Origin of the sequence: Pontitalea aquivivens (assembly GCF_046507575.1) — a bacterium.
In the GTDB taxonomy this organism is placed as follows: domain Bacteria; phylum Pseudomonadota; class Alphaproteobacteria; order Rhodobacterales; family Rhodobacteraceae; genus Pontitalea; species Pontitalea aquivivens.
Genome location: NZ_JBKFEY010000003.1, coordinates 236,301 through 261,280, shown reverse-complemented (window position 1 = coordinate 261,280; position 24,980 = coordinate 236,301). Strand labels below are relative to the sequence as shown.

Annotated in this window: 26 protein-coding genes and 1 other RNA gene; 14 read left to right on the top strand and 13 right to left on the bottom strand. The window is 66.7% G+C overall.

Translation table 11 applies throughout. The annotated features are described in order from the left end of the window. Positions 1 to 31: 31 nt before the first annotated feature. Genes ACK8OU_RS07425 through ACK8OU_RS07415 form a run of 3 tightly spaced genes read right to left on the bottom strand, consistent with a single transcriptional unit; the run spans position 32 to position 3,848 of the window. Positions 32 to 1,837: a glycosyltransferase family 2 protein gene (locus ACK8OU_RS07425; RefSeq protein ID WP_410302734.1), complete on the bottom strand. Its 1,806-nt coding sequence runs from the start codon at positions 1,835 to 1,837 to the stop codon at positions 32 to 34. After that, complete coding sequence (gene galE, locus ACK8OU_RS07420) at positions 1,837 to 2,820, bottom strand: UDP-glucose 4-epimerase GalE (protein WP_410302764.1); 984 nt, start codon at positions 2,818 to 2,820, stop codon at positions 1,837 to 1,839. The genes ACK8OU_RS07425 and galE overlap by 1 nt, the downstream gene beginning before the upstream one ends. Continuing rightward, positions 2,820 to 3,848 carry a UDP-glucuronic acid decarboxylase family protein gene (locus ACK8OU_RS07415; RefSeq protein WP_410302733.1) on the bottom strand — a complete coding sequence of 343 codons (1,029 nt, stop codon included), beginning with the start codon at positions 3,846 to 3,848 and terminating at the stop codon, positions 2,820 to 2,822. The genes galE and ACK8OU_RS07415 overlap by 1 nt, the downstream gene beginning before the upstream one ends. 589 nt (positions 3,849 to 4,437) lie before the next feature. On the opposite strand from ACK8OU_RS07415, the gene ACK8OU_RS07410 reads away from it, so the two are divergent. The 4 genes from ACK8OU_RS07410 to ACK8OU_RS07395 are packed head-to-tail and all read left to right on the top strand — an operon-like array spanning position 4,438 to position 7,053. Continuing rightward, positions 4,438 to 4,941 (top strand): type III secretion system chaperone family protein, encoded by a 504-nt coding sequence (locus ACK8OU_RS07410; protein ID WP_410302732.1) that lies wholly within the window; start codon positions 4,438 to 4,440, stop codon positions 4,939 to 4,941. Positions 4,942 to 4,967: 26 nt separating this feature from the next. Then, positions 4,968 to 5,780 (top strand): pyrroline-5-carboxylate reductase, encoded by an 813-nt coding sequence (proC, locus tag ACK8OU_RS07405; RefSeq protein ID WP_410302731.1) that lies wholly within the window; start codon positions 4,968 to 4,970, stop codon positions 5,778 to 5,780. Next, entirely contained in the window at positions 5,777 to 6,112 is a 336-nt protein-coding gene (locus ACK8OU_RS07400) for a tRNA-binding protein (protein ID WP_410302730.1), read from the top strand. The genes proC and ACK8OU_RS07400 overlap by 4 nt, the downstream gene beginning before the upstream one ends. Further along, a complete protein-coding gene (locus ACK8OU_RS07395; RefSeq protein WP_410302729.1) occupies positions 6,112 to 7,053 on the top strand; it encodes a 2-hydroxyacid dehydrogenase in 942 nt (313 codons plus the stop codon). The genes ACK8OU_RS07400 and ACK8OU_RS07395 overlap by 1 nt, the downstream gene beginning before the upstream one ends. Positions 7,054 to 7,102: 49 nt before the next feature. Here ACK8OU_RS07395 and ACK8OU_RS07390 read toward each other — a convergent pair whose 3' ends face one another. The 9 genes from ACK8OU_RS07390 to ACK8OU_RS07350 all read right to left on the bottom strand — a co-directional run bounded on the left by ACK8OU_RS07390 (position 7,103) and on the right by ACK8OU_RS07350 (position 17,335). Continuing rightward, entirely contained in the window at positions 7,103 to 7,684 is a 582-nt protein-coding gene (locus tag ACK8OU_RS07390; RefSeq protein ID WP_410302728.1) for a thymidine kinase, read from the bottom strand. A gap of 258 nt (positions 7,685 to 7,942) precedes the next feature. Beyond that, positions 7,943 to 9,298, bottom strand: coding sequence for a DEAD/DEAH box helicase (locus tag ACK8OU_RS07385; RefSeq protein WP_410302727.1), 1,356 nt, complete (start codon positions 9,296 to 9,298; stop codon positions 7,943 to 7,945). Positions 9,299 to 9,530: 232 nt separating this feature from the next. After that, a complete protein-coding gene (gene dtd, locus ACK8OU_RS07380; protein ID WP_410302726.1) occupies positions 9,531 to 9,980 on the bottom strand; it encodes a D-aminoacyl-tRNA deacylase in 450 nt (149 codons plus the stop codon). A 149-nt stretch (positions 9,981 to 10,129) separates the two neighbouring features. Then, positions 10,130 to 11,227, bottom strand: coding sequence for a TFIIB-type zinc ribbon-containing protein (locus tag ACK8OU_RS07375; protein ID WP_410302725.1), 1,098 nt, complete (start codon positions 11,225 to 11,227; stop codon positions 10,130 to 10,132). 12 nt (positions 11,228 to 11,239) lie between these two features. Then, entirely contained in the window at positions 11,240 to 12,373 is a 1,134-nt protein-coding gene (locus tag ACK8OU_RS07370; protein WP_410302724.1) for an SPFH domain-containing protein, read from the bottom strand. A gap of 11 nt (positions 12,374 to 12,384) precedes the next feature. Continuing rightward, positions 12,385 to 13,389: a DUF2927 domain-containing protein gene (locus ACK8OU_RS07365; protein ID WP_410302723.1), complete on the bottom strand. Its 1,005-nt coding sequence runs from the start codon at positions 13,387 to 13,389 to the stop codon at positions 12,385 to 12,387. Positions 13,390 to 13,391: 2 nt separating this feature from the next. Further along, positions 13,392 to 14,576 (bottom strand): toxic anion resistance protein, encoded by a 1,185-nt coding sequence (locus ACK8OU_RS07360; RefSeq protein WP_410302722.1) that lies wholly within the window; start codon positions 14,574 to 14,576, stop codon positions 13,392 to 13,394. Next, positions 14,573 to 15,514 carry a 5-bromo-4-chloroindolyl phosphate hydrolysis family protein gene (locus ACK8OU_RS07355; protein WP_410302721.1) on the bottom strand — a complete coding sequence of 314 codons (942 nt, stop codon included), beginning with the start codon at positions 15,512 to 15,514 and terminating at the stop codon, positions 14,573 to 14,575. Before ACK8OU_RS07355 ends, ACK8OU_RS07360 begins: the two co-directional genes overlap by 4 nt. Before the next feature lie 255 nt (positions 15,515 to 15,769). Continuing rightward, positions 15,770 to 17,335, bottom strand: a complete 1,566-nt coding sequence (locus ACK8OU_RS07350; RefSeq protein WP_410302720.1) for a pseudouridine synthase — start codon at positions 17,333 to 17,335, stop codon at positions 15,770 to 15,772. A gap of 100 nt (positions 17,336 to 17,435) precedes the next feature. Here ACK8OU_RS07350 and ACK8OU_RS07345 point away from each other — a divergent pair, with 100 nt between their 5' ends. Beyond that, positions 17,436 to 17,888, top strand: a complete 453-nt coding sequence (locus ACK8OU_RS07345) for a nucleoside deaminase (RefSeq protein ID WP_410302719.1) — start codon at positions 17,436 to 17,438, stop codon at positions 17,886 to 17,888. A gap of 399 nt (positions 17,889 to 18,287) precedes the next feature. On the opposite strand, the gene ACK8OU_RS07340 is transcribed toward ACK8OU_RS07345, so the two are convergent. Next, complete coding sequence (locus ACK8OU_RS07340) at positions 18,288 to 18,980, bottom strand: metal-dependent hydrolase (RefSeq protein WP_410302718.1); 693 nt, start codon at positions 18,978 to 18,980, stop codon at positions 18,288 to 18,290. Positions 18,981 to 19,120: 140 nt separating this feature from the next. Between ACK8OU_RS07340 and gatC the strand changes: the two genes are divergently transcribed. The 9 genes from gatC to ACK8OU_RS07295 all read left to right on the top strand — a co-directional run bounded on the left by gatC (position 19,121) and on the right by ACK8OU_RS07295 (position 24,973). Further along, positions 19,121 to 19,408 carry an Asp-tRNA(Asn)/Glu-tRNA(Gln) amidotransferase subunit GatC gene (gene gatC, locus ACK8OU_RS07335; RefSeq protein ID WP_410302717.1) on the top strand — a complete coding sequence of 96 codons (288 nt, stop codon included), beginning with the start codon at positions 19,121 to 19,123 and terminating at the stop codon, positions 19,406 to 19,408. Beyond that, a complete protein-coding gene (gene gatA / locus ACK8OU_RS07330; RefSeq protein WP_410302716.1) occupies positions 19,405 to 20,889 on the top strand; it encodes an Asp-tRNA(Asn)/Glu-tRNA(Gln) amidotransferase subunit GatA in 1,485 nt (494 codons plus the stop codon). The genes gatC and gatA overlap by 4 nt, the downstream gene beginning before the upstream one ends. Before the next feature lie 37 nt (positions 20,890 to 20,926). Beyond that, a complete protein-coding gene (locus ACK8OU_RS07325; RefSeq protein ID WP_410302715.1) occupies positions 20,927 to 21,526 on the top strand; it encodes a hypothetical protein in 600 nt (199 codons plus the stop codon). 4 nt (positions 21,527 to 21,530) lie between these two features. After that, on the top strand, positions 21,531 to 22,211 hold the full coding sequence (locus tag ACK8OU_RS07320) for an N-acetylmuramoyl-L-alanine amidase (protein ID WP_410302714.1): 681 nt from the start codon (positions 21,531 to 21,533) through the stop codon (positions 22,209 to 22,211). A gap of 183 nt (positions 22,212 to 22,394) precedes the next feature. Next, an RNA gene (rnpB, locus tag ACK8OU_RS07315) (RNase P RNA component class A) lies at positions 22,395 to 22,805 on the top strand. Between the two features lie 93 nt (positions 22,806 to 22,898). Next, a complete protein-coding gene (locus ACK8OU_RS07310) occupies positions 22,899 to 23,285 on the top strand; it encodes a DUF302 domain-containing protein (RefSeq protein ID WP_410302713.1) in 387 nt (128 codons plus the stop codon). A gap of 108 nt (positions 23,286 to 23,393) precedes the next feature. Then, entirely contained in the window at positions 23,394 to 24,104 is a 711-nt protein-coding gene (locus ACK8OU_RS07305) for a tellurite resistance TerB family protein (RefSeq protein WP_410302712.1), read from the top strand. Positions 24,105 to 24,245: 141 nt separating this feature from the next. Further along, positions 24,246 to 24,413 (top strand): 50S ribosomal protein L33, encoded by a 168-nt coding sequence (rpmG, locus tag ACK8OU_RS07300; RefSeq protein ID WP_011750518.1) that lies wholly within the window; start codon positions 24,246 to 24,248, stop codon positions 24,411 to 24,413. Between the two features lie 152 nt (positions 24,414 to 24,565). Then, positions 24,566 to 24,973: a c-type cytochrome gene (locus ACK8OU_RS07295; RefSeq protein WP_410302711.1), complete on the top strand. Its 408-nt coding sequence runs from the start codon at positions 24,566 to 24,568 to the stop codon at positions 24,971 to 24,973. Positions 24,974 to 24,980 lie beyond the last annotated feature (7 nt).

Here is a 24,980-nt window from a genome sequence, read left to right as displayed (position 1 = left end):
TTCACTGGCCTTTTCCCCGTCACGCGTCGTGTCAGTTCCACCCCGGGGCGAAGCGGAACCGAACCTCTCCGGCGGCGCCCCGGCCTGCGCCTGCGGCCACATATTCGGCCTTGGTCAGACGCAGCGGTTCAAGCCCCGTGGCAAGCGCGTGCAGGCTTTCCTCTGCGCGCATTGTCAGGGCTGCGACCGCAAGCCAGATGATCGCCGCCAGGACCCCTGTCTGTGCAACAACCTCGACCGGGGCCTGATGCCACTGCGGGCGTGTGTCGCGCAAATGCCGGACGATGATTATCGCCACAGAGCAAATGTATAGCATGGCGTTCAAAACGGATAGCAAATAAAAACCGCGCGCCTCGGTCACGCCCTCGACCAGGACCACCGGCAGCAGGCTGCCTGCCGCCAGCACGACATAGACCATCAGCACCTTCCAGGGCAGGCGGGCGGTTGCGGCCTCGCCCTTGGGGGTGATGCGAAAGTCGACGAAGCGCCCGGTGATCCGGTCGCGCAGCGCCATCAGACAGCCCCAGAGAACCCAGGGCCATTGCAGCGTCACGAACAGCGCCTTTTCCCAGGCGATGACCCGCGCATCGCGGGGCCGGAAAAAACCGTCGCGCCGCAGCGCATAGGCAAACACGATCATCGCCGTCACGGCGGGCAGGGTATGGCCCACGAAGGCGGGGTAGGTGACATCGGCAAAGCGCATGTCAAAGACGATGGCCAGGATCGGCGAGACATACATCAGCGCCATGGTCAGCGCGAAAATCGGATACCAAAGCTGACAAAGCACGAACAGGAACCGAAGGCGGAGCGGCAGGTTCGGCAGATAGCGCGGGGTATGGCGCAGCAGCAGCGACAGCAGGCTGCGCGACCACTGGAATTCCTGGGTCACCAGATCGGGCAGGCTGGCCGGCCCGTCGCCATAGGCGATTGCGTTCATCGCATGGACCCCACGCCAGCCGCCGGCATTCATCAGCATGGTGGTGGAATGATCCTCGGCCAGTTCGGGGCCCAGACCACCCACCTCTCGCAGCGCCTTGGTGCGCACCGCGTAATGCGAGCCGATACACATCGGCGCCAGCGCCCCGGTATAGCCGGCCTGAAAGACGCCGTGAAAGGCGGCCTCGGCGTAAAGCCGTGTGCGTGCGGCCCAGCTTTGACGCGCATTGGCGGAACAGATCGACGGGGCCGAGACATAGCCGACGCCGGGGTCGGCAAAGGGGCGCAGAACCTCGCGCAGATAGCCGGGTTGGGGGACGTGGTCGGCGTCCAGCTGGGCGACGATATCGTAATCGCGATAGCCCCAGTGGTCATAGAAATAGGCCAGGTTGCCTTCCTTGCAGCGGGTCCGGCGTGGCCATTCGGCGCGGTGATAGTCGGCCACCCCCTTGCGCGAAGAAATCCTGACCCCATGGGTTGCGCACCATGCGATGGTCTGGGGCTGGGGGTCCTCATCGGCCAGCCAGGTGTCATGGGGGTAATCCTGGGCCAGCATCGCCTCCAGCGTGGGGCGCAGCACGCTGAAGGGCTCGGACGGGGTCTTGGTGACGATCATCGCCACGCGCCAGCGCCCGGGAACCGGGTCGGGCGCCACGGATACCTGCGCCATCAGGAACACGGTCATGAAATAAAGCTGCATGCCGTAGACCCAGGCCAGTGCCAGGGTCAGGATGATGAAACGCCCGGTGCCGATGGCGTGTTCGGGACGCAGCCACCAGCCCCAGAAAAAGCCCGCTGCCACAGCCCAGATCAGCGCCAGGACGAAATATTTCGCAGCCCGTCTGCCGGTCAGCACCGGGGTCAGAAAAAGCGGGCCAGGCATGGCCTTGCGCGCGGGCATCAGATATCCCCTGAAAACCAGGGCGCGGCATGGGCGACGATTTCATCCAGGTCGACATGACCGGCACGGAATCCCAGCGTCGCAGCCGCGCGCGCGGGATCAGCGGTCAGTTCTGCGGGATCGCCGGGGCGGCGCGGCGCCTCGGCCACGGGGACACGGCGACCGGTGACGCGTTCGACCGCGGCGACCACTTCGCGCACGGAATGGCCGCGCCCGGTGCCCAGGTTCAGCGCCAGACTGTCGCCCCCCGCCGCCAGCCGGTCCAGCGCCATCACATGGGCGCGGGCCAGATCGCTGACGTGGATGTAGTCGCGGATGCAGGTGCCGTCGGGGGTCGGATAATCGGTGCCGAAGATCTGCAGCGGCCCCCGCCGGCCCGTCGCCGCCAGCAGCGCCAGCGGGATCAGGTGGGTTTCGGGGCTGTGCCGTTCACCCAGATCGCCGTCCGGGTCGGCACCGGCTGCGTTGAAATAGCGCAGCGCCACATGGCGCATCCCGTGCGCCACACCGTGATCGCGCAGCATCCATTCGCATACCAGCTTGGTGCGCCCGTAGGGGTTGATCGGCGCCTGCGGCATGTCTTCGCCGATCGGCAGCCGTGCCGGGATGCCATAGGTCGCGCAGCTGGATGAAAAGACGATCTGATCCACACCCGCCGCTTGCGCCGCCGACAACATCGCGATCATGCCGCCCAGGTTGTTGTCATAGTATTTTGCCGGATCGGTCACCGATTCCCCGACATAGGCCGAGGCGGCGAAATGCACGATCGCCTCGATCCTGTGGTCGCGCAGCACCCGCAGCACGGCGTCGCGGTCGCGCAGATCGGCGCGCACCAGCGGCCCCCAGCGCACCGCATCGGCATGGCCGGTGGACAGGTTGTCGATCACGACAGGCAAGGCGCCCGCCGCCGCAAGCGCCTTGCAGGTATGCGAGCCGATGAAACCGGCGCCGCCGGTCACCAGCACGGGTCTTCGGGCAGGGATCACGATGCGCGCACCGGCTCTTTGGTATTGCGCCGCAGCTCAGCCGCGAAATAGGCGATGGTCGGGTCCAGCCCCCGGACCAGCGGCACCGTCGGTTCCCAGTTCAGCCGGTCCCGGGCGCGGGTGATGTCGGGGCGGCGCTGGCGGGGGTCATCGACCGGCAGGTCGCGGTAGACCAGCGCCGATTTCGACCGGGTCTTGTCCAGAACGATCCGCGCCAGTTCCTGCATCGTGAACTCGCCCGGATTGCCCAGATTGACCGGATCGGTCATTTCGGCCGGGCTGGCCATCAGGGCGATCAGCCCGGTGACCAGATCATCGACATAGCAGAAGGACCGTGTCTGCTCGCCCGTGCCATAGATGGTGATTTCACGCCCCGACAGCGCCTGCACGACAAAATTCGACACCACGCGCCCATCCTCGGGGTTCATCCGGGGGCCATAGGTGTTGAAGATGCGCGCGATCTTGGTGACCACGCCATAGCGGTCGTTGTAGTCGTGAAACAGCGTCTCGGCGCCGCGCTTGCCTTCATCATAGCAGGACCGCGGCCCTACGGTATTGACCGCGCCGCGATAGCTTTCCGGCTGGGGCGAGATTTCCGGATCGCCGTAAACCTCGGAGGTCGAAGCCTGCAGGATGCGCGCGCCCTTGTCGCGGGCCAGGTCCAGCAGGTTCAGCGCCCCCAGGATCGAGGTCTTGAACGTGTGCACCGGATCAATCTGATATTTCGGCGGTGAGGCCGCACAGGCCAGGTTGTAGATCTCGTCAATGGCGCCGTCGACGATCAGGGGGTTGATCACGTCATGCAGCCGGAATTCGAAGCGGGCATCGCCCACCAGATGGTTAATGTTTGACATGCGCCCGGTTTCCAGGTTGTCGACACACAAGATATGGTGCCCCTGGGCATGCAGGCGATCGCACAGGTGCGACCCCACGAACCCCGCACCGCCGGCGATGACGATGCGTTTGATTGAACCGGAAGTTTTGCGCCTGTCCGCCGCGCCCATTTTGACAATTTCACCAGCCATGCTCACACCCTTGGCGATCGAAAATAATCTGAACCCGTCTGACACAATTACGCCGCAAAACGCGGAACAGTTGACGGCCCGGCGCCGTTGGGGCGCTTGTGGCCGTCGATAAAAATGAAGGCGCTTCATCTTAAAATCTTTAGATGACAACAATTTCCCTCTGCTGGAAATCGTGACCGAATGGCTGGGTGCTGTCAAGGAAACGCCTTGTTTTTGCCGCGAATTTACGGTTTCCGCATCGGTGCGGTCTAGATTTTGCGGTAGGCACGGATCGCGGGCCCGGTCGACTTGTCCAAAAGGATAGGTTACATGCCTAATTTCCGGGCGCTGGTCTTTGGGATGGCCCGGCGCGCTGCCGAATCGGTTCGGGGCGGGCCGGTCTGCCCCGGGGGGCGGGTCCAAGATGGCCCAAGATATTGTGCCGGCGGGCAAACCCGGGTTTTCCCCAGCTTTCTGGATCCATCCACAGGCAACCGCCCAGAAATCGCTTTACAGAGGGGGGCTTTGGGGACACCATATCTAGTAAGGATAACGGCGGGTTTGCCTTGTCCTTGTGGTGATGACAAGAACTTGAGGCAGGAGATCGGACATGGCGCTGGGCGAAGACTATCTTCACTCTGACGATCTTCACCCGATCGACATCGTCGAGACGCTGGCCGAACATCACGCTTGGGATTTCGACCGCGTCACCGACGATCAGATCGCCATGGCGGTTGAAGGGCAGTGGCGGACCTATTCGATCACGCTGGCCTGGTCCTCGCGCGACGAAACCCTGCGCCTGATCGCCACATTCGAGATGGACCCCCCCACCGGGCGCGAGGCGGCCCTGTATGACCTGCTGAACCGCGCCAATGATCAGGTCTGGACCGGGGCGTTCACCTTCTGGCCCGAACAGCGCCTGATGGTCTGGCGCTATGGGCTTGTGCTGGCCGGGGGACAGGGGGCGGGGCCGGAACAGATCGACCGGCTGATCGGATCGGCGGTGGCTGCGGCCGAACGGTTCTATCCGGCGTTCCAGCTGGCTTGCTGGGGCGATGAAACACCCGAGGCCGCGATGCAGGTCGCCATTGCCGAGGCCTACGGTCGGGCCTAATCTTCCCCGGACCAAGGGGAGACAAGATGGACTTTTCCGATATTTCCACGCGCGGCCTTGTTCTGCTGGGCTGCGGCAAGATGGGGTCGGCCATGCTGGAAGGCTGGCTGAAGGGTGGGCTTGCGCCCGGCGCAGTCTGGGTGATCGACCCGAACCCGTCCGATTGGCTAAAGGCGACCGGCGTGCATCTGAACAGCGATCTGCCCGTCGCGCCGGCGGTGGTGCTGGTCGCGGTCAAGCCGCAGATGATGGGGGCGGCGCTGCCGCAGCTGGCCGCGATGGGCGGGGGCGATACGTTGTTCGTGACGGTCGCGGCAGGCACCACGATGGCCACCTATGAACAGGTGCTGGGGGCGGCCACGCCGCTGGTGCGCGCCATGCCCAATACGCCCGCCGCCATCGGCCGCGGCATCACCGCGATCTGTGGCAATGCCGCCGCCCGCGCCGCCGATCTGGACCTGGCCGAGGGGCTTTTGCGCGCCGTGGGGCAGGTTGTGCGCCTTGAGGGCGAACATCAGATGGATGCGGTCACGGCGGTATCCGGATCGGGCCCGGCCTATGTGTTTCACCTGATCGAGGCGCTGGCCGCTGCGGGCGAGGCCGAGGGCCTGCACCCCGATCTGGCCCTGCGCCTGGCCCGCGCCACCGTGGCCGGCGCCGGTGCCCTGGCCGAGGCCAGCGTCGACAGCCCCGCACAGCTGCGCGTCAACGTCACCTCGCCCGGCGGCACCACGGCGGCGGCGCTGACGGTTCTGATGGACCCTGAAACCGGCTTTCCCGCGCTGCTGCGCCGCGCCGTCAAAGCCGCCGCCGACCGGGGAAGGGAGCTGGGAAAATGACGATCACCTATGATGATTTCGCCAGGGTCGATATCCGCGTGGGCCGGATCACCCGCGCCGAACCCTTCCCCGAGGCGCGCAAACCCGCCTACAAGCTCTGGATCGATTTCGGCCCTGATATCGGGGAACGGAAATCCTCGGCCCAGATCACCAAACATTACACGCTGGATGAACTGATTGGCCGCCATGTGCTGGCGGTGGTGAATTTTCCGCCCCGCCAGATCGGCCCCGTGCGATCCGAGGTGCTGACGCTGGGCGTGCCGGATGCGGAAGGAGAGGTCGTGCTGATCGCGCCCGGCCAGGATGTACCACTGGGAGGAAGGTTGTTCTGATGAAGGTTCTGGTAACGCGGGCGCTGACCCGCCGGGTCGAGGAAACACTGGCTGCGGAATTCGACGTGACATTCCGCAACAGGCCCGAGCCGATGACCCTGGCCGAGGCGCAGGCGGCGCTGGCCGGCTATGATGCGATCCTGCCGACGCTGGGCGATGCCTTTGGCACGCAGGCCTTCGCGGGCCCGGTGAAGACGCGGATGATCGCCAATTTCGGCGTGGGCTATAACCATATCGATGTCGCGGCCGCGCGCGCCAAGGGGGTGATCGTGTCGAACACCCCCGGCGCCGTGACCGATGCCACCGCCGATCTGGCGATGACGCTGATCCTGATGTCGGCGCGCCGCGCGGCCGAGGGCGAACGCCTTGTGCGCACGGGCGGGTGGACCGGCTGGCAACCCACGCAGATGCTGGGGCTGCATGTCTCGGGCAAGCGGGTGGGGATCGTCGGCATGGGCCGCATCGGCAAGGCCATCGCGCGCCGCTGCCATCACGGTTTCGGCATGGAGGTGGTGTTTCACAACCGCTCCACCGTGGCCGATGCGGGCGTGCCCGCACGCCAGGTCCCGCTGGCCGAGGCGATGGGCGCCGATGTCGTCGTCGTGGCTGTGCCGGGCGGGCCCGCCACGCGCCATCTGATCGGCGCCGCGGAAATCGGCGCGATGCAGCCCCACGCGCATCTGGTCAACATCGCGCGCGGCGATGTGGTGGACGAAGCTGCCCTGATCGCCGCGCTGCAGACCGGCCGCATCGGTGGGGCGGGGCTGGATGTCTATGAACGCGAACCCGAAGTGCCGCAGGCGCTGCGCGATCTGGACAATGTCACGCTGCTGCCGCATCTGGGCACCGCCGCCGAAGAGGTGCGCGATGACATGGGCATGATGGCCGTGGCCAATCTGCGCGCCTTCCGGGACGGCCTGCCGCCACCCAACGCGCTTTAGGCTTCTTCTTGGCCCAAATACTCTCGCCGGAGGCGTCCACCGCCTCCGGTCAGCGATCGCCCACCGCTTCGCGCCAGTGTCGCCGGCAAAGCGAGACATAGGTTTCATTGCCGCCGATCTGCACCTGATCGCCATCGCGTGCCACGCTGCCATCGGCGGCCTTGCGCACCACCATCGTCGCCTTCTTGCCGCAGTGACAGATCGTGCGCACCTCGCGCATTTCATCGGCCAGCGCCAGCAGCGCGGCCGATCCGGGGAACAATTCGCCCCGGAAATCCACCCGCAGTCCGTAGCACATCACCGGCAGGTTCAGGTCATCGACCACCCGTGCCAGTTGCCAGACCTGTGCCGGTGTCAGGAACTGCGCCTCGTCGATGAACACACAGGCGCAGGGGCCGGCCTGCAGCCGGGCGGCGATCCGGGTAAACAGATCGGTGCCAGGGGCAAAGGTATCAGCTTCGGCACCGATGCCGATGCGGCTGGCGATGCGGCCCTGTCCGGCCCGGTCGTCCAGGCGCGCAGTCACCAGATAGGGCGCCATGCCCCGTTCCTGATAGTTGTGGGCCGCCTGCAGCAGGATCGTGCTTTTGCCGGCGTTCATCGTGGAATAGTGGAAATAAAGCTTGGCCATGGCGCGGGCATAGCCCGCCCCGCAGGGCACGGCAAGATGACCCAAAGGCCGCCGCCGGAAACCGGGGCCACCGCGCTTGCATCCGATTTTCGAAGACGATCCCGCCGGCCCCGTTCGGCAGGCACGCGATGGCCATACTGGTACGCAACACCCGGGGCGCGTGACCGTGCTACCACGCCCGGGTTACGAAACCCTTTCCAGCCGGGCCAGGGTGTGTGGCCGGGCACAAGGAAAAGGGCGCCCGAAGGCGCCCTTGTGTCATGCCACCTGTTCGCGCTTGGGTTTACGCGACGGGCGCCGGGCGGGGCGGCGGTTTCCACCTTCGTCAATCGCAGGCTTGGGGCCACGGCCACCGGGATTGGGCGCACCCGCGCGCCGCTCGGTCCGGTGCTGGGCCGGCTTGGCGCCGGGTTTGCCGCCGCGGGGCTGGCCCTGGCGCGCCCCCGGCTTTTGCCCGCCCGCCGGTTCGGCATGGGGCTCTCCGCCGATCACGGGGATTTTCGCCTGCATCGCCTTTTCGATGGCGCGCAGATCGCCCATTTCCAGCGGCGCACAGAAGGCCACGGCGCGACCGTCGCGTCCGGCGCGTGCGGTACGCCCGATCCGGTGGACATAGTTTTCGGGCACATTCGGCAGGTCATAGTTGTAGACATGCGCGACCATCGGAATATCCAGGCCCCGCGCGGCCACATCTGTCGCCACCAGCACCTCGACCTCGCCCGCGCGGAAGGCGGCCAGCGCACGTTCGCGCTGGCCCTGGCTCTTGTTGCCGTGGATCGCCACGACTGAGAAACCCCATTTTTCCAATAGCTTGGCCAACTTGTCCGAGCCATGCTTGGTGCGGTTGAACACCACCGCCAGTTCCCCTGGATGTTTGGACAGATATTCCGCCAGAAGCGCCGCCTTGTCGCCCTGGGTCACGAAATGCACCCCCTGATCGATCTTCTCGGCGGCCTTCCCGGGGGCGGCCACCTGCACGCGCACCGGATCGGTCAGGTAGCTGGCGGCCAGTTCCTCCATCAGCTTGGGCATCGTGGCCGAGAACAAAAGCGTCTGGCGTTCCGCGGGGATCAGGCGGGCGATCTTGCGCAGCGCATGGATGAAGCCGATGTCCAGCATCTGGTCCGCCTCATCCAACACCAGATATTTCGTTTCCGACAGGATCACCGCGCGCCGTTCGATCAGGTCCAGCAGACGGCCCGGTGTTGCGATCAGCACATCGACGCCCTTGGCCAGCTTGTCAGCCTGGACATTGATCGAGGCGCCGCCGACGACGCGCAGGATGCGCACCGGCGCGCCCGCGGAAAACGCCGCAAGATTGTCATGGATCTGGGTCGCAAGCTCTCGGGTCGGGGCCAGGATCAGCGCGCGCACGGTTTTCGGCGCGGGGCGCTTGCCATAGGCCAGGATGCGCGTCAGCATCGGCAGGCCGAAGGCGGCGGTCTTGCCGGTGCCGGTCTGTGCCAGGCCCAGCAGGTCGCGGCCCTTGACGATATGGGGGATGCCCTGCGCCTGAATCGGCGTGGGTTTCACCAGGCCCATCTGGCCCAGGTTCTGCAAAAGCGCCGGGGCAAGCCCCAGATTGTCGAAGTTTTCCAAAATAATATCTTTCATGGCCCGGACAGGCCCGGGCAGGATCGGATGAACCCGCCGGAAACGGCGGGCATGGGCGGGGCGCAGGCAGGCTGCCTGCCGGACCCCCGCGTGATCTGGGAACCGAAGTTTCCCCGCCTTCGGGCGCCCGGTCGGGCGCGGCTGCTCACGCGGCAGCAAAGGCGGTTGACTGCCAGATGGGGGATCCGGGCGGAAAAGTCAAGGCAATTGACCTTTTCGTCCGCGGCCGCGATCAGGCCCGATCCGCCGTGTCCAGCCAGATCGTGACAGGCCCGTCATTGACAAGGCTGACCGCCATGTCGGCGCCGAATTCGCCGTTTTCTACCGCGATGCCTTCGCGCCGCAGCGCGTTGGAAAAATGCTGATACAGCCGTTCTCCCTCGGCGGGTGGGGCGGCGCTGGAAAAACCCGGGCGGTTGCCGCGGCTGGTATCGGCCGCCAGGGTGAACTGGCTGACCACCAGCGCCTGGCCGCCGATATCGCGCAGCGACAGGTTCATTTTTTCCTCAGCATCGCGAAAAATGCGCAGCTTTGCGATGCGCGCGGCCAGTTTGTCCGCCTCGGTCATGGTATCGTCGGTCATCGCGCAGACCAGGATCAGCAAACCGCGCTCGATCGCGCCGGTGGTCCGGCCCGCGACCTCGACCCGGGCTTGCGTGACACGTTGCACCAAAGCTCTCATCTGGCATCCTCCAATCGGCGAACTTGCGCCCCGGGGCTAGCGCAACCGGCCACATCGGGCAACAGGATCGCGCGTATCCCTTCGGATTTGCCCAAATATCCTCGGGGGGTGCGGGGGGCAGACAGCCCCCCGCCGCGGCCGCCACGTCCCTAGCGGTTGAAATAGGCCACGACCCCCGCCAGGATCAGCGCCAGCAGCACCGCAAAAGCGATCTTCCAGGCTGACCAGGGGCGATCGCCCTGCACCCGCCCGGTCTGCCCGTTCACCACGAAACGATAGCTGCGCCCGCGATAGCGATAGGCTGCGGTCCAGACCGGCAGCAGGATGTGCTTGAAGGTCTCGTCGGAAAAATCGGTGTCGATCCGGTCGATGCGCTGTTCGTCCCCGCCGATGTCGCGCCGGACGTCGGATGCGATGACATGCGCCATTTCCGCCCGCGCCAGATAATGCCCTTCGCGCAGATCGACGGTATAGCCCTCGGCCTCGAACCCCGCCAGATAGTCCGGCCTGTAGGCCGCCAGCGCGGACAGATCCCAGGGTTTCAGCGCGTCGGTATAGCGCGGCGGCAACGAGCGCGCGGCATAGATCAGGACATCGTCAAAGGCCCGTGCCACGCGTCCCGCAACCGATTGCCAGCGGATGCGGCGGACCTCTTCCTGGCGCCGTTCATTGCGCCCGTCCACCCGAACGGTGACAGTCCTGGTTTCATAATAATAGGTGCCGCGCTGCCCGACATAGGCCGATCTTGTCTGCGCGTCGAAGGTCCAGAAAGGGGCATAGATGCCGGTCATCCGGCGCCCGCGGCGGGCGTATTTCGCCACGCCCGAGGGCGCGAACCACAGCCGCCCCAGCCAGCGCCCCACCGCGGCCCGCGCCTGTGCCTCGGTCAGGACAAACGGCACCACACCCTGCGGCTTGATCAGCCGGTGCGTGCCGGTATCGACCACGACCGGGGTTGCACAATACGGACATTCCGCCGCATGGTTCGCCCCCGTAAGCTCAATAATGGCTGCACAATTCGGACAAGAGACGGTCCGGTGATCCTCCATCTCCAGTTCGGGAAGCTCGGCGCGCAGCGCCGCCTCAAGGTCCAGTTCGTGCAGCATCGCGGTGCCGCGCCCGGTGGCGGGGGGAATGTCCTGCACATGCCCGCAATGATCACAGACCAGCCGCGTCTGGCCGGGGGAAAACCGCAGATCCGCCCCGCATGCCTCGCAGGGGTAATGGTTGGTGTTCTTGCGCGCCATCCCGCCCCCGGATCAGGCCACCGGCGGGGGCGGCGGCGGCGGGGCAATGGTGAACAGCTGCGCCAGTTCGGCGATCTCTTCGGCGCGGATCCAGCCATCCTGCCCGGGCGACCAGACCAGCGTGTCGCGGGTAAAGCTGCCTTCGGTTACCATCCGGCCCAGATGGCCGCGCCCGTAGGGGCCCTTGGTCTGGCCCTGTTGCGCCAGGTGCCAGACCTTTTCGACCACCGGCGGCGGCGGGGGCGGCGGGGCCGCAACGGGGGCCTGACCCCAGGGACCGGGCTGCGCCATCTGTGCGCCCATGCCCATACCCATGCCTGCGCCCATTCCCATGCCGATGCCCGCGCCCACGGCCGCCCCCATCGCGCCGCCTGCGGCCCCGCCCTGTGCCAGTGCCTCGGCCGCGCTGAACTGGGTGTAACGGTGCAGATCGCCCACGATCCCCATCGAGGTGCGTCTGTCCAGGACCTTTTCCACCTCTTCGGGCAGGCTGATGTTTTCAATGTAGAATTCGGGGATCGACAGGCCGTAGGCGGCAATCGTCGGCTCGATCGCCTTGGTCACAAGCTGGCCCAGATCGGCGGTGTTGGCGGCCATGTCCAGCACCGGGATGCCCGATCCGGCGATCACGCGGGAAAATTCCTGCACGATCACGTTGCGGATCTGAAAGCTGATTTCATCGGCGGTGAATTCGCCGTCGGTGCCTACGATCTCGGCCATGAAGCGGGCGGGGTCCGACACGCGCATCGAATAGGTGCCAAAGGCGCGCAGGCGCACGGGGCCGAATTCGGGGTCGCGCGCGATGATCGGGTTTTTCGTGCCCCATTTCAGATCGTTGAAACGGGTGGTGTTGATGAAATAGATTTCCGACTTGAAGGGGGACCGGAAGCCGTGGTCCCAGTGCTGCAGCGTGGTCAGCACCGGCATGTTGTTGGTTTCCAGCATGTAAAGGCCGGGGCCGAAGACATCGGCCAGCTGGCCTTCATGCACAAAGACTGCCGCCTGGCCTTCGCGCACGGTCAGCTTGGCACCGTATTTGATCGCGTGGCCTTCGCGCTCGAACCGCCAGACCATGGTGTCGCGGGTGTCGTCGGTCCAATGGATGACGTCGATGAATTCGCCGGTCAGGAAATCCAGAATGCCCATGGGGCCCTCCCTCAGCTTTCGCCGCCCAGAAGTTCGGCGGCAATGGTCTCGATGATCGGGCGCGCCTCGGCCTCGGTCATGCCGGGGCGCAGGCGCGGGTCGTACAGGATGCGCAGCAACAGTTCGTCGTGCCGGGTCAGCAGCGCGAATTCCTCATCGTCGTTGAAGATTGAAGGACGCGCGCGCGGGCTGTCATTGGCCAGCCCCATGCCCTGGGCCAGTTCCTCGTGCAGGCAGGACAGGCGCAAAAGGTCGGGATGCTCGCCCCGGATAACCGCCACCGCGCGGCTGTAACCTGCGGACCTGGCTTCGGAAAACGCAAACACGACGCAAAAGGTGGCGGGTGACAGATCGGTGACGGCGCGAACGGACCCGGGGTCGATGCCTGGCACCAGCGCGCGCAGCCGCGGCCCGATGGCGCGGCGTTCATCCTCATTGAGCACAAGAACCGTGAAATTTCCGCCCTGCGGCACGACCGAAACCGGATGCCCCGTGGCCCGCCCCAGCCGCCCGGCAAAGGCCGAAATGTCGGCGCTGTCCTTGCGGCGCTGATCCAGCGGGATCGAGGCACCATATTCCACCGACATGCGCACCGGCACCTCCCAGCGGCGCAGGCGGCTGGGGCTTTGGCGGGCAATGATCGTGCCGCCCTGTGTGGCATATTCATCATAAAGCGCGATGCGGATGAAGTTGTTCACCAACTGGCGCGCGCCAAAGGGCGCATCGCGCGGGGCGATGTCCTGGCGCAGCAGGCCCTGGCTGGCAAGCGTGGCGGTGATCTGGGTGTAATAGGCGCGCATTCCCTCGGATTCGGCCGAAGGCGCGGGCGGGCCTGCCGTGTCAGGCGCGGGCAGGGGGCGCGGCGCGCTGTGGGGCGCGCCGCCCTGCGCCAGCGGCCCGCTTTCACAGCCCGCCAGCGCCGCCACAAGCAACGCCACCCCGCCCGCCCGTGTCAGGGCGGCGACGGGCCGCGCCAGAAAGGTCGGCCGCGGCAAAACGGGCCGGGTGGCGCGCATGGTCAGACGGACCCGCCAATGGTCACGCCGGTCTTGTCGGCACGCGCGCTGGCGGCGGCCAGCGTGTCGCGCAGCCCGGACTCCATCTTCTTCAGCTCTTCCTCGGCGGCGGCGCGCTTGCGCTTGCCCTCGTCCGCGATGCGCAGGCTGTCCTCGATCGTGGCGATCAGTTCGGCATTGGCGGTCTTGACCGCCTCGATGTCGAAAACGCCGCGTTCCATTTCCTCGCGTACGATCTTGTTGGCCTCGCGCAGGTTCCTGGCATTGGCGGTCAGCAATTCGTTTGTCAGGTCATTGGCCGCGCGCACGGCCTTGGCGGCCTCGGAGCTGCGCTGGATCGTCACTGCCTGTGCCAGCTGCGTTTCCCAAAGCGGCACGGTGTTGACCAGGGTCGAATTGATCTTGGTCACCAGAGACTTGTCGTTTTCCTGCACAAGCCGGATCGAGGGCAGCGACTGCATGGTGACCTGGCGTGTCAGTTTCAGGTCATGGACGCGCCGTTCCAGATCGTCACGCGCCCCGCGCAGGTCACGCAATTCCTGCGCCTTCATCACCTGGTCGTTTTCGGCGGCCGCTGCCACTTCGGCCTCTTTCGCGGGGATCGTGGTGGCGTCGAGTTCGGCCAGCTTTTCCTCGCCAGCCGCGATGTACAGCGCAAGTTCATCATAGAAATCAAGCGTCTTTTCGTACAGCAGGTCCAGCGACTTGATGTCTTTCAGCAGCTTGTGTTCATGCCCCAGAAGATCGTCGGTGACTTTGTCGATCTGGCCCTGAACGGCCTCGAACCGGGCCAGGAAATTGGCGAAGGGCGCGGTGCGGCCCAGCAGCTTTTCCCACCAGCTGCGTTCGCGCCGCACGTCAAGTTCGGAAACCGAGAACCCCCGGATCGTGGTCACGATCTTGCGCAGGCTGTCGCCGGCGGGGCCCACGTCCTTGTTCTTCACATCCGCCAGCATCGCCTGGCTGATCTGTTGCAATTCGCCTTGGGCGCGCGCGCCGAAATTCACGATGGACCCGGTGTCGGCCAGGTCGATTTCGGCCATGCGGCGGCGGATTTCCTCGGCTTGGGGGGCGGGGGCGGTGGCCAGCGGCACGATCTCGGTGCCCGGTTCGGGCAGGATCGCGGCGGTCACCTTTTCAATCTCGGCCAGTTCCGCGGCGGCTTTCTGACGAATGGTCTCGGTCATCTCGGCTCTCCACTGTCGCGGGGTGTGGGCTGATCGGGCCGCACCCCTTCACGCGCGAGACGCTCGCGCAGCACTTCGATCTCGACATCCAGCCCCTCGCGCCCGTTTTCGATCAGGCTGCGGGTGCGGGCGGTGAAATTGGCCTCCAGATCGGCCAGAAGCGCCTCGTAATCGGCGCGCGCGCCGGTATCGCGCGTGGCCGTCCAAAGGTCGGCAAAGCGGATCGTGGCATCGCGCGCACCCATCAGATAGACGCCCATGTATTTGCGCGCGGCCGTCAGGTCCGCCGGGTCCTGCTCGACCGCGTCGAACAGGCTGCGGGCGGTGGCGGCGAACATGTCCACCCGCGCGGCCAGCCGCCGGTCCCTGGTGCGGGCAATGGCCTCACGCATGCCGTCCAGGTATTTCTCGCCCTCGGCGATGATGCGGGCCACGCGGTCCTGCTGAAACCGGTCGATGCCCTCCATCCCCTTGTCCTTGCGCGGGTCGGGGCCGAAGGCGAAGGCATGGGCGACGCCCCCCACCACCCCGATCAGGCCCGCGCCCGGCAGCCCCGAGGCCAGCCAGGCCCCAATCCCCAGGGCGATCGCATACAGCGCCGCGCCAAAGGCCTTGCGCGGAATGGCCGGGCGGCGGGCAACGCGGCGGGCGTCATATTCGGCCTGGGCCCGCAGCCCCTCGCGCGTCAGCCAGGACGATGCGGCGATCCCCGCAAAGGCCGCAAGGTTCAACGCCAGCGCCACCGGCCCGTCGCCAAAGGCCCCCAGCAGAAACGGCGTGGCCGCCAGCGTCACCCAGAAGGGACGGTTTTCATGCGGGTGGCGCGGCCGGACGGGCGTCAGGGCGGGGTCATATTCGCGCCCCGCCAGCGGCGGTTGCCCGCGTCCGGGGGGGCGGTCGTTGTCAGGACTGTATTTTCCGCCAAATCGCTGCGCCATGACCCGCCTCACACGCTGCCGGTCAGCGCGACCGAAAGCGTCAGCGCCACAAGAAGATAAAACGCGACACGTCTGACCGTGGCTTGCGACATGTGCCCCCCGGCGTTCTGGCCGGACCGAAAATGCCCGACTTCTTATGGATATGCACGTTCTTTTGTATAGGCACGATCCCGCCCCGCCGCCAGAGGCATCGGCTGCAATCTGCCGCAAACGGCATCCGTTCCTGGCGGGGGTGGCGGGAATCGGCCTATGGGATCAGCGCGTGCCGCCCGGCTTGGGGCGCCCCCCCTTCGGGCCGCCGGGCCTGGGGCCGGACCGCGGCCCGGTGGCGGGCCGGAACCCGCCCTGTTTCGCACCCGCTGCGCCGGGCTTTCCGCCACCCGGCTTGCCCCCACGCGCGCCGCCTTCGGGCTTGTGGCCCGCGGATCGCGCCCCGGCTTCGGGCTTGGCGCCATGCGACTTGTAGCCGGCCGATCTTCCGGCCCCCGCGGGCCCCGATCCGCGCGTGCGATCACCGCGGTCAGCGGGACGCTGATCGCCTTCCGAACGCGCCTTGCCGCCAGCAGCACCCCAGCGCGGCTTGCGTTCGCCGTCCTCGCGCTTGGCAAAAGGCTTGCGATCGCCATCTTCACGCCGGGCATAGGGCTTGCGATCCCCATCCTCACGCCGGGCAAAAGGCTTGCGATCCCCATCCTCACGCCGGGCATAGGGCTTGCGATCGCCATCCTCACGCCTGGCAAAAGGCTTGCGGTCGCCATCCTCACGCCTGGCATAGGGCTTGCGGTCGCCATCCTCGCGCTTGGCAAAAGGCTTGCGATCGCCATCCTCACGCCTGGCATAGGGCTTGCGGTCGCCATCCTCACGCCGGGCATAGGGCTTGCGGTCGCCATCCTCACGCTTGACATAGGGCTTGCGGTCGCCATCTTCACGCCGGGCATAGGGCTTGCGGTCGCCATCCTCACGCCGGGCATAGGGCTTGCGACCCCCATCCTCACGCCTGGCAAAAGGCTTGCGGTCGCCATCGCGCCGCGGGCGGTCGCCTTCGGCGTCGCGGGCGGGCCGGCTGTCCGTCTCTTCCCCGGTCAGAAGACTGCCCAGCTGATCACGCAGCACACGGCGCTTTACCTCGACCACATCGCCGGGCTTCATCTCATTCAGGCGGAACGGGCCATAGCTGACCCGGATCAGCCGGTTCACGACCAGACCCACCTCGGCCATCGCGCGGCGCACCTCGCGGTTGCGGCCCTCGCGGATGCCCACGGTCAGCCATGCGTTGGCCCCCTGCTGGCGGTCCAGCGTGATTTCCATCGGCTGGAATTCCTCGCCCTCGATGGTGATGCCCCGGCGCAGCGGATCGAAGGTCGCGTCATTCGGCCGCCCGTTCACCCGGACGCGGTATTTGCGCAGCCAGCCGGTCTCCGGCAGCTCCAGCCGTCGCTTCAGCCCGCCGTCATTGGTCAGCAGCAGCAACCCTTCCGAATTCAGGTCCAGCCGCCCGACGTTCAGAACCCGCGGCATCCCCTCGGGCATTTCATCAAAGATCGTCCGGCGGCCCTGCTCGTCCTTCTCGGTCGTCACCAGGCCAAGGGGCTTGTAATACAGCCAGACCCGCGTTTCCTGCGGCGCATCAATCGGCTTGCCATCGATCGTGACCCGGTCGGCGGGCGTCACGTCCAGCGCGGGGCTGTCGATCTTCTTGCCATTTACGGCAACGCGCCCCGCAAGGATCATCTTTTCCGCATCGCGGCGCGAGGCCACCCCGGACCGCGCGATCACCTTGGCGATGCGGTCGGTAGCGGGGGCTTTGTCTTCGGTGGCCATCGGATCATCCTTCGGGGAATTGCAAGCCGCCTCTCTACAGCGAAGCGTGGCAGAGGGGAAGCACCTTGCGCAAGGGACCATTCTGCGCCCATGAAGGGCCATGAGCAGGTTCACAAGTTTCATGGACGAAGCCCTGGCCCAGGCCCGCGCCGCCGGTCTGCGCGGCGAGGTGCCGGTGGGCGCGGTCGTCGTCGCCCCGGAAGGCCATATCGTTGCCCGCGCCGGCAACCGCACACGCGAGTTGCGCGACCCGACCGCGCATGCCGAAATCCTCGTCCTGCGCGCCGCCTGTGCCGCTGCGGGGTCGGAACGGCTGCCGGGCCATGACCTTTACGTCACGCTCGAACCCTGCCCGATGTGCGCCGCTGCCCTGTCCAACGCCCGTATCGCGCGCGTCTATTATGGCGCGTCGGATCCGAAATCCGGCGGCGTGGCGCAGGGGCCGCGCATCTTTTCCCATCCCCAGTGCCACCATGTGCCCGAGATCTATGACGGCATCGGCGCGGCCGAAGCCGAGCGGCTTCTGAAAAGCTTTTTCGCCGAAAGGCGCTGATCGCAGCTTCTTCTTGGCCGAAATACTCCGGGGGTCCGGGGGCAGCGCCCCCGGCGCAGGCGCAAACGGCAAGGGGGGGGGGGGGGGGGCCCCCCCCCCCCCCCCCGCGATTTGAGGAAAACCAGAGGGGGGGGAGCAGGGGCGCGGGCGGGGGCGGGGGGGGGGGAGCCACCCCCCCCCCCCCCCCCCCCCCCCCCCCCCCCCCCCCCCCCCCCCCCCCCCCCCCCCCCCCCCCCCCCCCCCCCCCCCCCCCCCCCCCCCCCCCCGCCCCCCCCGCCCCCCCCCCCCCCCCCCCCCCCCCCCCCCCCCCCCCCCCCCCCCCCCCGCAGGCGCAAACGGCAAGGCCGGGGGTTTTGCACCCCCGGACCCCCGCAGGATATTTCGACAAAGCCGAAGGGTTCAGAACCGGATCGGGTCCAGTGCCTGCGGTTCGATCACCTGCACCCCGGGCAACCCGGCCTTCAGTGCCTCGGCCGATTGTTCCAGCAGCGGGAAGGTGCGGTAGTGGCAGGGAATCACGGTCTTGAAGTCGAAATATTTCCGCGCCGCAAAGGCCGCGCGTTTCATGTCCATCGTGAAATGGCCGCCTGCGCACAGGATGCCGATGTCGGGGGTATGGTATTCGCCCATCCAGTCCATGTCGGCCATGATGTCGGTATCGCCCGACACATAGATCGTGTGGCCCTCGCCGGCGATCATGTATCCAGCTTCTGCCCCGGCATAGACCGGCCCCGCCGCCGAACCCATCGAGGAAGAGTGGCAGGCGTTGACCATCGTCACTTTCGCCCCGCCAAGATCGATCGTGCCGCCCTTGTTGAAACCGATTCCCTCGATCCCCTCGGTGCCCTGCCAGTGGCTGATCAGGTCATAGATGCCCGCCACCGGGATCTTTTTCTGTTTCGCGATGGCCAGCGCGTCGCCGGTGTGATCGCCATGCCCGTGGGTCACCAGGATGTGGGTCGCGCCCCCGGTCGCCTCGTCCCGGCGGTCGGCGGGAAAGACCGGGTTGCCGGTGATCCAGGGGTCGATCAGGATCACGGCGTCCTCGATTTCCAGCCGGAAGCCGGAATGGCCAAGCCAGGTCAGTTTCATGGGGTCCTCCGTTGCTGTTGCGCCAACAGTAGCGCCGATGGGGGGAAAGGGAAGGGGCGGGCGGTGGCTTGCAGGCGCGGCGCGCTTGAAAGCCTGCCCCTTGGGCGCTAAACCCGGCCCCGAGAACAGCGGAGAGCCCCATGTCCATCGACATCGACACCGCCCGCAAGGTGGCGCATCTGGCGCGCATTGCCGTGGCCGAAGAAGATCTGCCGGCGCTGGCCGGCGAATTGTCCGGCATCCTGACCTTCATGGAGCAGCTGAACGAAGTGAATGTCGACGGGGTCGAGCCGATGACCTCGGTCACGCCGATGCGGCTGAAGCGGCGCGCAGATGTGGTGACCGATGGCGGGTATCCCGATAAGATCCTGTCCAATGCGCCCGATGCCCGCGAGGGTTTCTTTGCCGTGCCGAAGGTGGTGGAATGAGCCTGAACGAACTGACGATTGCCGATGCCCGCGATGCGCTGCGCAAGGGCGATGTGACCTCGGCCGAGATCACCGAGACCTGCCTGAAGGCGATCGAGGGGGCGGGCGCGCTGAATGCTTTCGTGCACCACACGCCCGAGATCGCGCGCGAACAGGCGCAGGCGGCCGATGCGCGGATCAGGGCGGGCGATGCGCCGGCGATGTGCGGCATCCCGCTTGGGATCAAGGATCTGTTCTGCACGAAGGGCGTGCCGTCGCAGGCGGCATCGCGCATTCTGGAAGGGTTCCGGCCGGAATACGAATCCACCGTGACGCAGAACCTGTGGGATGCGGGGGCGGTGATGCTGGGCAAGCTGTCGATGGACGAATTCGCCATGGGCTCGTCGAACGAGACCGCGTGCTATGGCAATGTGGTCAACCCCTGGCGGCGCGGCAATGACCCGACGGCGCTGACGCCGGGCGGGTCTTCGGGCGGCTCGGCCGCGGCGGTGGCGGCGGATCTGTGTCTGGCCGCGACCGGTACCGACACCGGCGGCTCGATCCGGCAGCCGGCGGCCTTTACCGGCATCGTCGGGATCAAGCCGACCTATGGCCGCGTCAGCCGCTGGGGTGTGGTGGCCTTTGCCTCCAGCCTCGATCAGGCGGGTCCGATGACCAAGACGGTGCGCGATGCGGCGATCATGCTGGGGGCGATGTGCAGCCACGATCCGAAGGATTCCACCAGCGCCGACATCCCCGTGCCGGATTTTGAGGCCGCGCTGAGCGGCGATATCCGCGGCAGGAAGATCGGCATCCCGCGCGAATACCGCATGGACGGCATGCCCGCCGAGATCGAGAAGCTGTGGTCCGACGGGGCGGCGATGCTGAAGGATGCGGGTGCCGAGATCGTCGACATCTCGCTTCCGCATACCAAATACGCGCTGCCGGCCTATTACGTCGTGGCCCCGGCCGAGGCGTCCTCGAACCTCGCGCGCTATGACGGGGTGCGCTATGGCCACCGCGCGCGGCTGGGCAAGGGCGACGGCATCACCGAGATGTATGAAAAGACCCGCGCCGAGGGGTTTGGCAAAGAGGTCCAGCGCCGGGTGATGATCGGCACCTATGTGCTGTCGGCGGGCTTCTACGATGCTTACTATAATCGCGCCCGCAAGGTGCGCGCCCTGATCAAGCGCGACTTCGATCAGGCTTTTGCCGCAGGGATCGACGCGATCCTGACGCCCGCGACCCCGTCTTCGGCCTTTGGCCTGGGGGAAATGGCCAATGCCGATCCGGTGGCGATGTATCTGAACGATGTGTTCACCGTGACGGTGAACCTGGCCGGACTGCCCGGCATCGCGGTTCCTGCGGGGATGGATGCCAGGGGCCTGCCGCTGGGGCTGCAGCTGATCGGCCGGCCGTGGCAAGAGGGCGATCTGCTGAACCACGCCTATGTGCTGGAAAAGGCGGTTGGATTCGCCGCGAAGCCCGCGAAATGGTGGTGACGGGGGGCTGATCCCTGCAAATCGAAGGGGGGCAAGGATGCGTGCGGTTCTGCTGGTGATCCCGGCGCTGATACTGGCGGGCTGTGACGCCCAGGGGCCGAACCTGTCCGCCGGGGTCGGGTTTGGCGATTATCAGACCTATCTGGCCGAGCGCGAGGCCGCCCTGCGCGGCACCGCCCCGGCGCCGGTCGCGCCGGCCTCGCCCCCCCCCGTTCCGAACGCCTCGGTAGGGGCGATCCAGCCCGGGCCGATATCGGTGGCGCCGATCGCGCCAGCCCCGGCAGACGGGGCGCCCCTGTCGGCGATCCCGGGTCTGACATCGGCCACGGCCCCGGTGTCGGCCCCTGTCGCGACATTGCCGGTCGCCACACCGCCTGCGACGGCCGCCGCCCCGAACCTTGCGGCCTATGCGCTGCAGGCGCCGAACCGGCTGGGCCAGCCGGTCTGGCAGCGCGGGGGGCTGCTGGCCCTGACCAATCACGACCGTGCCTGCGCGCGCTTTATCTCTTCCGATCAGGCACAGATGGAGTTTCTGCGCCGCGGCGGACCGGAACGCGATCCGCGTCACCTGGACCCCGATGGCGACGGCTTCGCCTGCGCCTGGGATCCGACGCCGTTTCAGTCGGTGCGCAACTGATCCGATGGGGCTGCCCTCTCCGAATTTCGGCGACAGGCGGGGGGGCGGGCGGCCCGGGCTGATCGTGATCCATTACACCGCCATGCCAAGCTGCGTGGCAGCGCGGGATCGCCTGTGCGACCCCGCGGCCGAGGTTTCTGCGCATTGGCTGATTTCGGAAACCGGAACGGTCGAACAACTGGTCGCCGAAGAAGCCCGGGCCTGGCACGCCGGTGCGGGCGAATGGGCGGGGCAGGGGGATGTCAATTCCCGCTCGATCGGGATCGAACTGGCCAATCCGGGCGATGCGCCCTTTCCCGAACCGCAGATGGCCGCGCTGGAGCAGTTGTTGCGCGCGATCATGGCCCGCTGGGCCATTGCCGCGGACGGTGTGATCGCCCATTCCGATCTGGCACCGGACCGCAAAGCCGATCCCGGTCCGCGCTTTGACTGGCGCCGGCTGGCGTTGCAGGGCCTGTCGGTCTGGCCCGAACCGCTTGACCCGGCCCCACCCGCCGATCCATTGGCCTTCGCGGCGCTGGCACAGGCCTTTGGCTACCCGGCCGCGCCTTTGGATAAGCTGCTGCAGGCCTTCCGCCTGCGTTTCCGGCCCCGCGCCACCGGGCCACTGGCCTCCGCGGACATGGCGCTGATCGCCGATCTTGCAGCCCGCTTCGGCCAGGACGGAGATTTCTGGCGCGCCTGAGAAGGGCGCAGGGGGCGCTGCCCCCTCGGCGCTGACGCGCCTCACCCCCGGAGTATTTCAGCCAAGAAGAAATCGCGTCCTTCTTTTTGGCCCAAAATACTCCGGGGAGGGCGGCGAAGCCGACCGGGGCAGAGCCCCCTGCGCCATTGACGCGGGCGTGACCACCGCCTATCTGGAACGGGCGCGGAGGGCTGGATGACCGCGCGGGTCCAAAGGTCTGCGGTTTGCCCCGGATACCTGGACGCGCGAGGAAAGTCCGGACTCCATGAAGTGACGGTGCCGGGTAACGCCCGGCGGGGGTAACCCCAGGGAAAGCGCCACAGAGAACAAGACCGCCCGTTCACGGACGGGCAAGGGTGAAACGGTGGGGTAAGAGCCCACCGCGGGACTGGCAACAGGACCGGCATGGCAAGCCCCACCGGGAGCAACGCCGAATAGGGACCGCGCGCCGCGCCGCAAGGCCGGCAGGGGAACTTCGCCCCGAGCGGTCCGGGTTGGCGGCTAGATCCCGCAGGTAACTGCGGGGCCAGAGGAATGGTCATCCAGAGGGGGCGACCCCTTGGACAAAATCCGGCTTACAGGCCCTCCGCGCAAAGTTCCCCCGATCACCCGTGCGTGATGGTGTCCCGGCTTGACGGCGCTGGCGGCGCGGGGGACCATCGCGCGGCGCAGCAAGGAGGATCGGGGATGGGCTACACGATGGATCGCCTTATCGAGGGTGCGGATGTTGACCAGGTCGAGGCGCGGGTGCGCAAGGCGCTGGCCGGCCAGGGCTTTGGGGTCCTGACCGAGATTGACGTTCAGGCGACGATGAAGGCAAAGCTGGACCGGGACATGGATCATTACCGTATTCTGGGCGCCTGCAACCCGGGTCTTGCCTGGGATGCGATCGGGCAGGAACCGCGCGTGGGGACGATGTTGCCCTGCAACGTGATCCTGCGTGCGGTGCCCGGTGGGGTTGAGGTCAGCGCGATTGATCCGGTTGCCTCGATGATGGCGGTCGGGAATGACGATCTTTTGGTGACGGCCCGTAAGGTGCGTACATTGCTGGCCACGGCTGTGGCCGCGATCTGATCGGTCCGGACCCGTTGGCGCCCGGTTTGCATTGGGGTGTGAATCCTGTTGGCGATCGGGTGAATTGTCCGCACAATCACAGCACGGAAACCATAGGGAGACACGACCATGAGTTTCGTCAAGACGCTGGCCACCCTGGCCGTTGGCTTTGCCGCCGCGCGGGGGGTGGATCGGTTCCGCAAGGGCGGTGGCATGGACGGCATGAAAGAGGCGCTGCGTGGGGCGGGCCAGCCCGGTGGCATGGCCGACCAGATGGGCGACATGGCCGAACGGTTGGGCTTGCCCGGCGGCAAGCAGGCGGTGCGTGACATGATGGCCCGCTTTGGCACCCAGGCGGCGCAGGCGACCGAGGCCACCGAGGCGGGGCTGGGGGCGATGATGGGGGCGATGACGGGGGCCGCGAAAACCGGCGCCTCGGGTCTGGGTGACATGCTTTCGGCGGTCACGGGGGGCACGGCCGTCGACGCGATGATGGAGGATAACGCCAGGCTGATGATCCGCGCCATGATCCAGGCTGCGAAATCGGATGGCGAGATTGATCCGGCCGAACGCGCCGCGATTCTGGATCATCTGGGGGATGCCACGGATGAGGAAATCGCCTTCGTCGCCGCCGAACTTGACCGGCCCATCGACATTTCCGGCCTGGCCGCCGCTGTGGGCGAGGGGGCGAAGGCCCAGGTTTATTCCGCGGCGCTGATGGCGATCAGCGCCGATACGGATGCCGAAAAGCAATACCTGGCCAATCTGGCCGCGGCGCTGGCTCTGGAGGCCGGGAAGGTGCTGGAAATTCACCGGGCGATGGGAAAGCCCACGCACTGACCCCGGTTCGGAAAACGTCTGCAGCGGGCAGAAATTTATGCCCGCTGCGGGGTTTCGCGGTTGACTCTGGTCCGGGTCCGTTTAAAAGGCGGGCTTCAAGGATTTCGCGGGCGGCCTCGCCCGACTCTAGGAGACTGAGAAATGGCGAAGCCGACGACGATCAAGATCCGTCTGAACTCGACGGCGGGCACCGGGCACTTCTACGTGACCAAGAAGAATGCCCGCACCATGACCGAAAAGATGACCGTGAACAAATACGATCCGGTCGTGCGCAAGCATGTCGAATACAAGGAAGGCAAGATCAAGTAAGATCTGCCGATCCGCCCGGGTCGTTTTCCGGGGTGTTTCAGGGGCCACGCAATGCGTGGCCTTTTCCTTTGCGCCGGGCTTTTCACTTTGCCCGCGGCCAGTTGCGTCATGGGCCCGGGCGACGTAGCCTGTTGCAAATAACGGAGGTCCCCATGCGCGCAGCCACCCTGTTCATTCCCCTGTTCGCCGGTCTTGCCGCCTGCATGCCGATGAAGGAGGCGGTATCCACACCGACGGGGGCCGATGACTATGCCGACATGTGCGCGACCTGCCACGGCCCCGCAGGCCGGGGCGATGGCGAGGTTGCCCGTGATCTGGGCGTGGCCGCGCCCGATCTGACACAGCTGGCCGTGCTGAATGGCGGGGCCTTTCCCAAGGCCCAGGTCATGAGCCAGATCTACGGCTATGCCCGCGATGGCCATGGCGGCAGCGACATGCCCGCCTTTGGCGAGTTGCTGGAAGGGGAAACCGTGCTGGTCGATACCGGCGATGGCATCGCCACGCCTACGCCGCTGCGTCTGGTGCAGCTGGCCGAATATCTTGAGGCATTGGGGCGCTGAACCCGGG

Bases quoted from the DNA above. Each gene is read 5' to 3' on its own strand.
- ACK8OU_RS07425 (WP_410302734.1), bottom strand. From the start codon at position 1,837: ATGCCCGCGCGCAAGGCCATGCCTGGCCCGCTTTTTCTGACCCCGGTG.
- ACK8OU_RS07415 (WP_410302733.1), bottom strand. From the start codon at position 3,848: ATGGCTGGTGAAATTGTCAAAATGGGCGCGGCGGACAGGCGCAAAACT.
- ACK8OU_RS07410 (WP_410302732.1), top strand. From the start codon at position 4,438: ATGGCGCTGGGCGAAGACTATCTTCACTCTGACGATCTTCACCCGATC.
- proC (WP_410302731.1), top strand. From the start codon at position 4,968: ATGGACTTTTCCGATATTTCCACGCGCGGCCTTGTTCTGCTGGGCTGC.
- ACK8OU_RS07400 (WP_410302730.1), top strand. From the start codon at position 5,777: ATGACGATCACCTATGATGATTTCGCCAGGGTCGATATCCGCGTGGGC.
- ACK8OU_RS07395 (WP_410302729.1), top strand. From the start codon at position 6,112: ATGAAGGTTCTGGTAACGCGGGCGCTGACCCGCCGGGTCGAGGAAACA.
- ACK8OU_RS07390 (WP_410302728.1), bottom strand. From the start codon at position 7,684: ATGGCCAAGCTTTATTTCCACTATTCCACGATGAACGCCGGCAAAAGC.
- ACK8OU_RS07385 (WP_410302727.1), bottom strand. From the start codon at position 9,298: ATGAAAGATATTATTTTGGAAAACTTCGACAATCTGGGGCTTGCCCCG.
- dtd (WP_410302726.1), bottom strand. From the start codon at position 9,980: ATGAGAGCTTTGGTGCAACGTGTCACGCAAGCCCGGGTCGAGGTCGCG.
- ACK8OU_RS07375 (WP_410302725.1), bottom strand. From the start codon at position 11,227: ATGGCGCGCAAGAACACCAACCATTACCCCTGCGAGGCATGCGGGGCG.
- ACK8OU_RS07370 (WP_410302724.1), bottom strand. From the start codon at position 12,373: ATGGGCATTCTGGATTTCCTGACCGGCGAATTCATCGACGTCATCCAT.
- ACK8OU_RS07365 (WP_410302723.1), bottom strand. From the start codon at position 13,389: ATGCGCGCCACCCGGCCCGTTTTGCCGCGGCCGACCTTTCTGGCGCGG.
- ACK8OU_RS07360 (WP_410302722.1), bottom strand. From the start codon at position 14,576: ATGACCGAGACCATTCGTCAGAAAGCCGCCGCGGAACTGGCCGAGATT.
- ACK8OU_RS07355 (WP_410302721.1), bottom strand. From the start codon at position 15,514: ATGGCGCAGCGATTTGGCGGAAAATACAGTCCTGACAACGACCGCCCC.
- ACK8OU_RS07350 (WP_410302720.1), bottom strand. From the start codon at position 17,335: ATGGCCACCGAAGACAAAGCCCCCGCTACCGACCGCATCGCCAAGGTG.
- ACK8OU_RS07345 (WP_410302719.1), top strand. From the start codon at position 17,436: ATGAGCAGGTTCACAAGTTTCATGGACGAAGCCCTGGCCCAGGCCCGC.
- ACK8OU_RS07340 (WP_410302718.1), bottom strand. From the start codon at position 18,980: ATGAAACTGACCTGGCTTGGCCATTCCGGCTTCCGGCTGGAAATCGAG.
- gatC (WP_410302717.1), top strand. From the start codon at position 19,121: ATGTCCATCGACATCGACACCGCCCGCAAGGTGGCGCATCTGGCGCGC.
- gatA (WP_410302716.1), top strand. From the start codon at position 19,405: ATGAGCCTGAACGAACTGACGATTGCCGATGCCCGCGATGCGCTGCGC.
- ACK8OU_RS07325 (WP_410302715.1), top strand. From the start codon at position 20,927: ATGCGTGCGGTTCTGCTGGTGATCCCGGCGCTGATACTGGCGGGCTGT.
- ACK8OU_RS07320 (WP_410302714.1), top strand. From the start codon at position 21,531: ATGGGGCTGCCCTCTCCGAATTTCGGCGACAGGCGGGGGGGCGGGCGG.
- ACK8OU_RS07310 (WP_410302713.1), top strand. From the start codon at position 22,899: ATGGGCTACACGATGGATCGCCTTATCGAGGGTGCGGATGTTGACCAG.
- ACK8OU_RS07305 (WP_410302712.1), top strand. From the start codon at position 23,394: ATGAGTTTCGTCAAGACGCTGGCCACCCTGGCCGTTGGCTTTGCCGCC.
- rpmG (WP_011750518.1), top strand. From the start codon at position 24,246: ATGGCGAAGCCGACGACGATCAAGATCCGTCTGAACTCGACGGCGGGC.
- ACK8OU_RS07295 (WP_410302711.1), top strand. From the start codon at position 24,566: ATGCGCGCAGCCACCCTGTTCATTCCCCTGTTCGCCGGTCTTGCCGCC.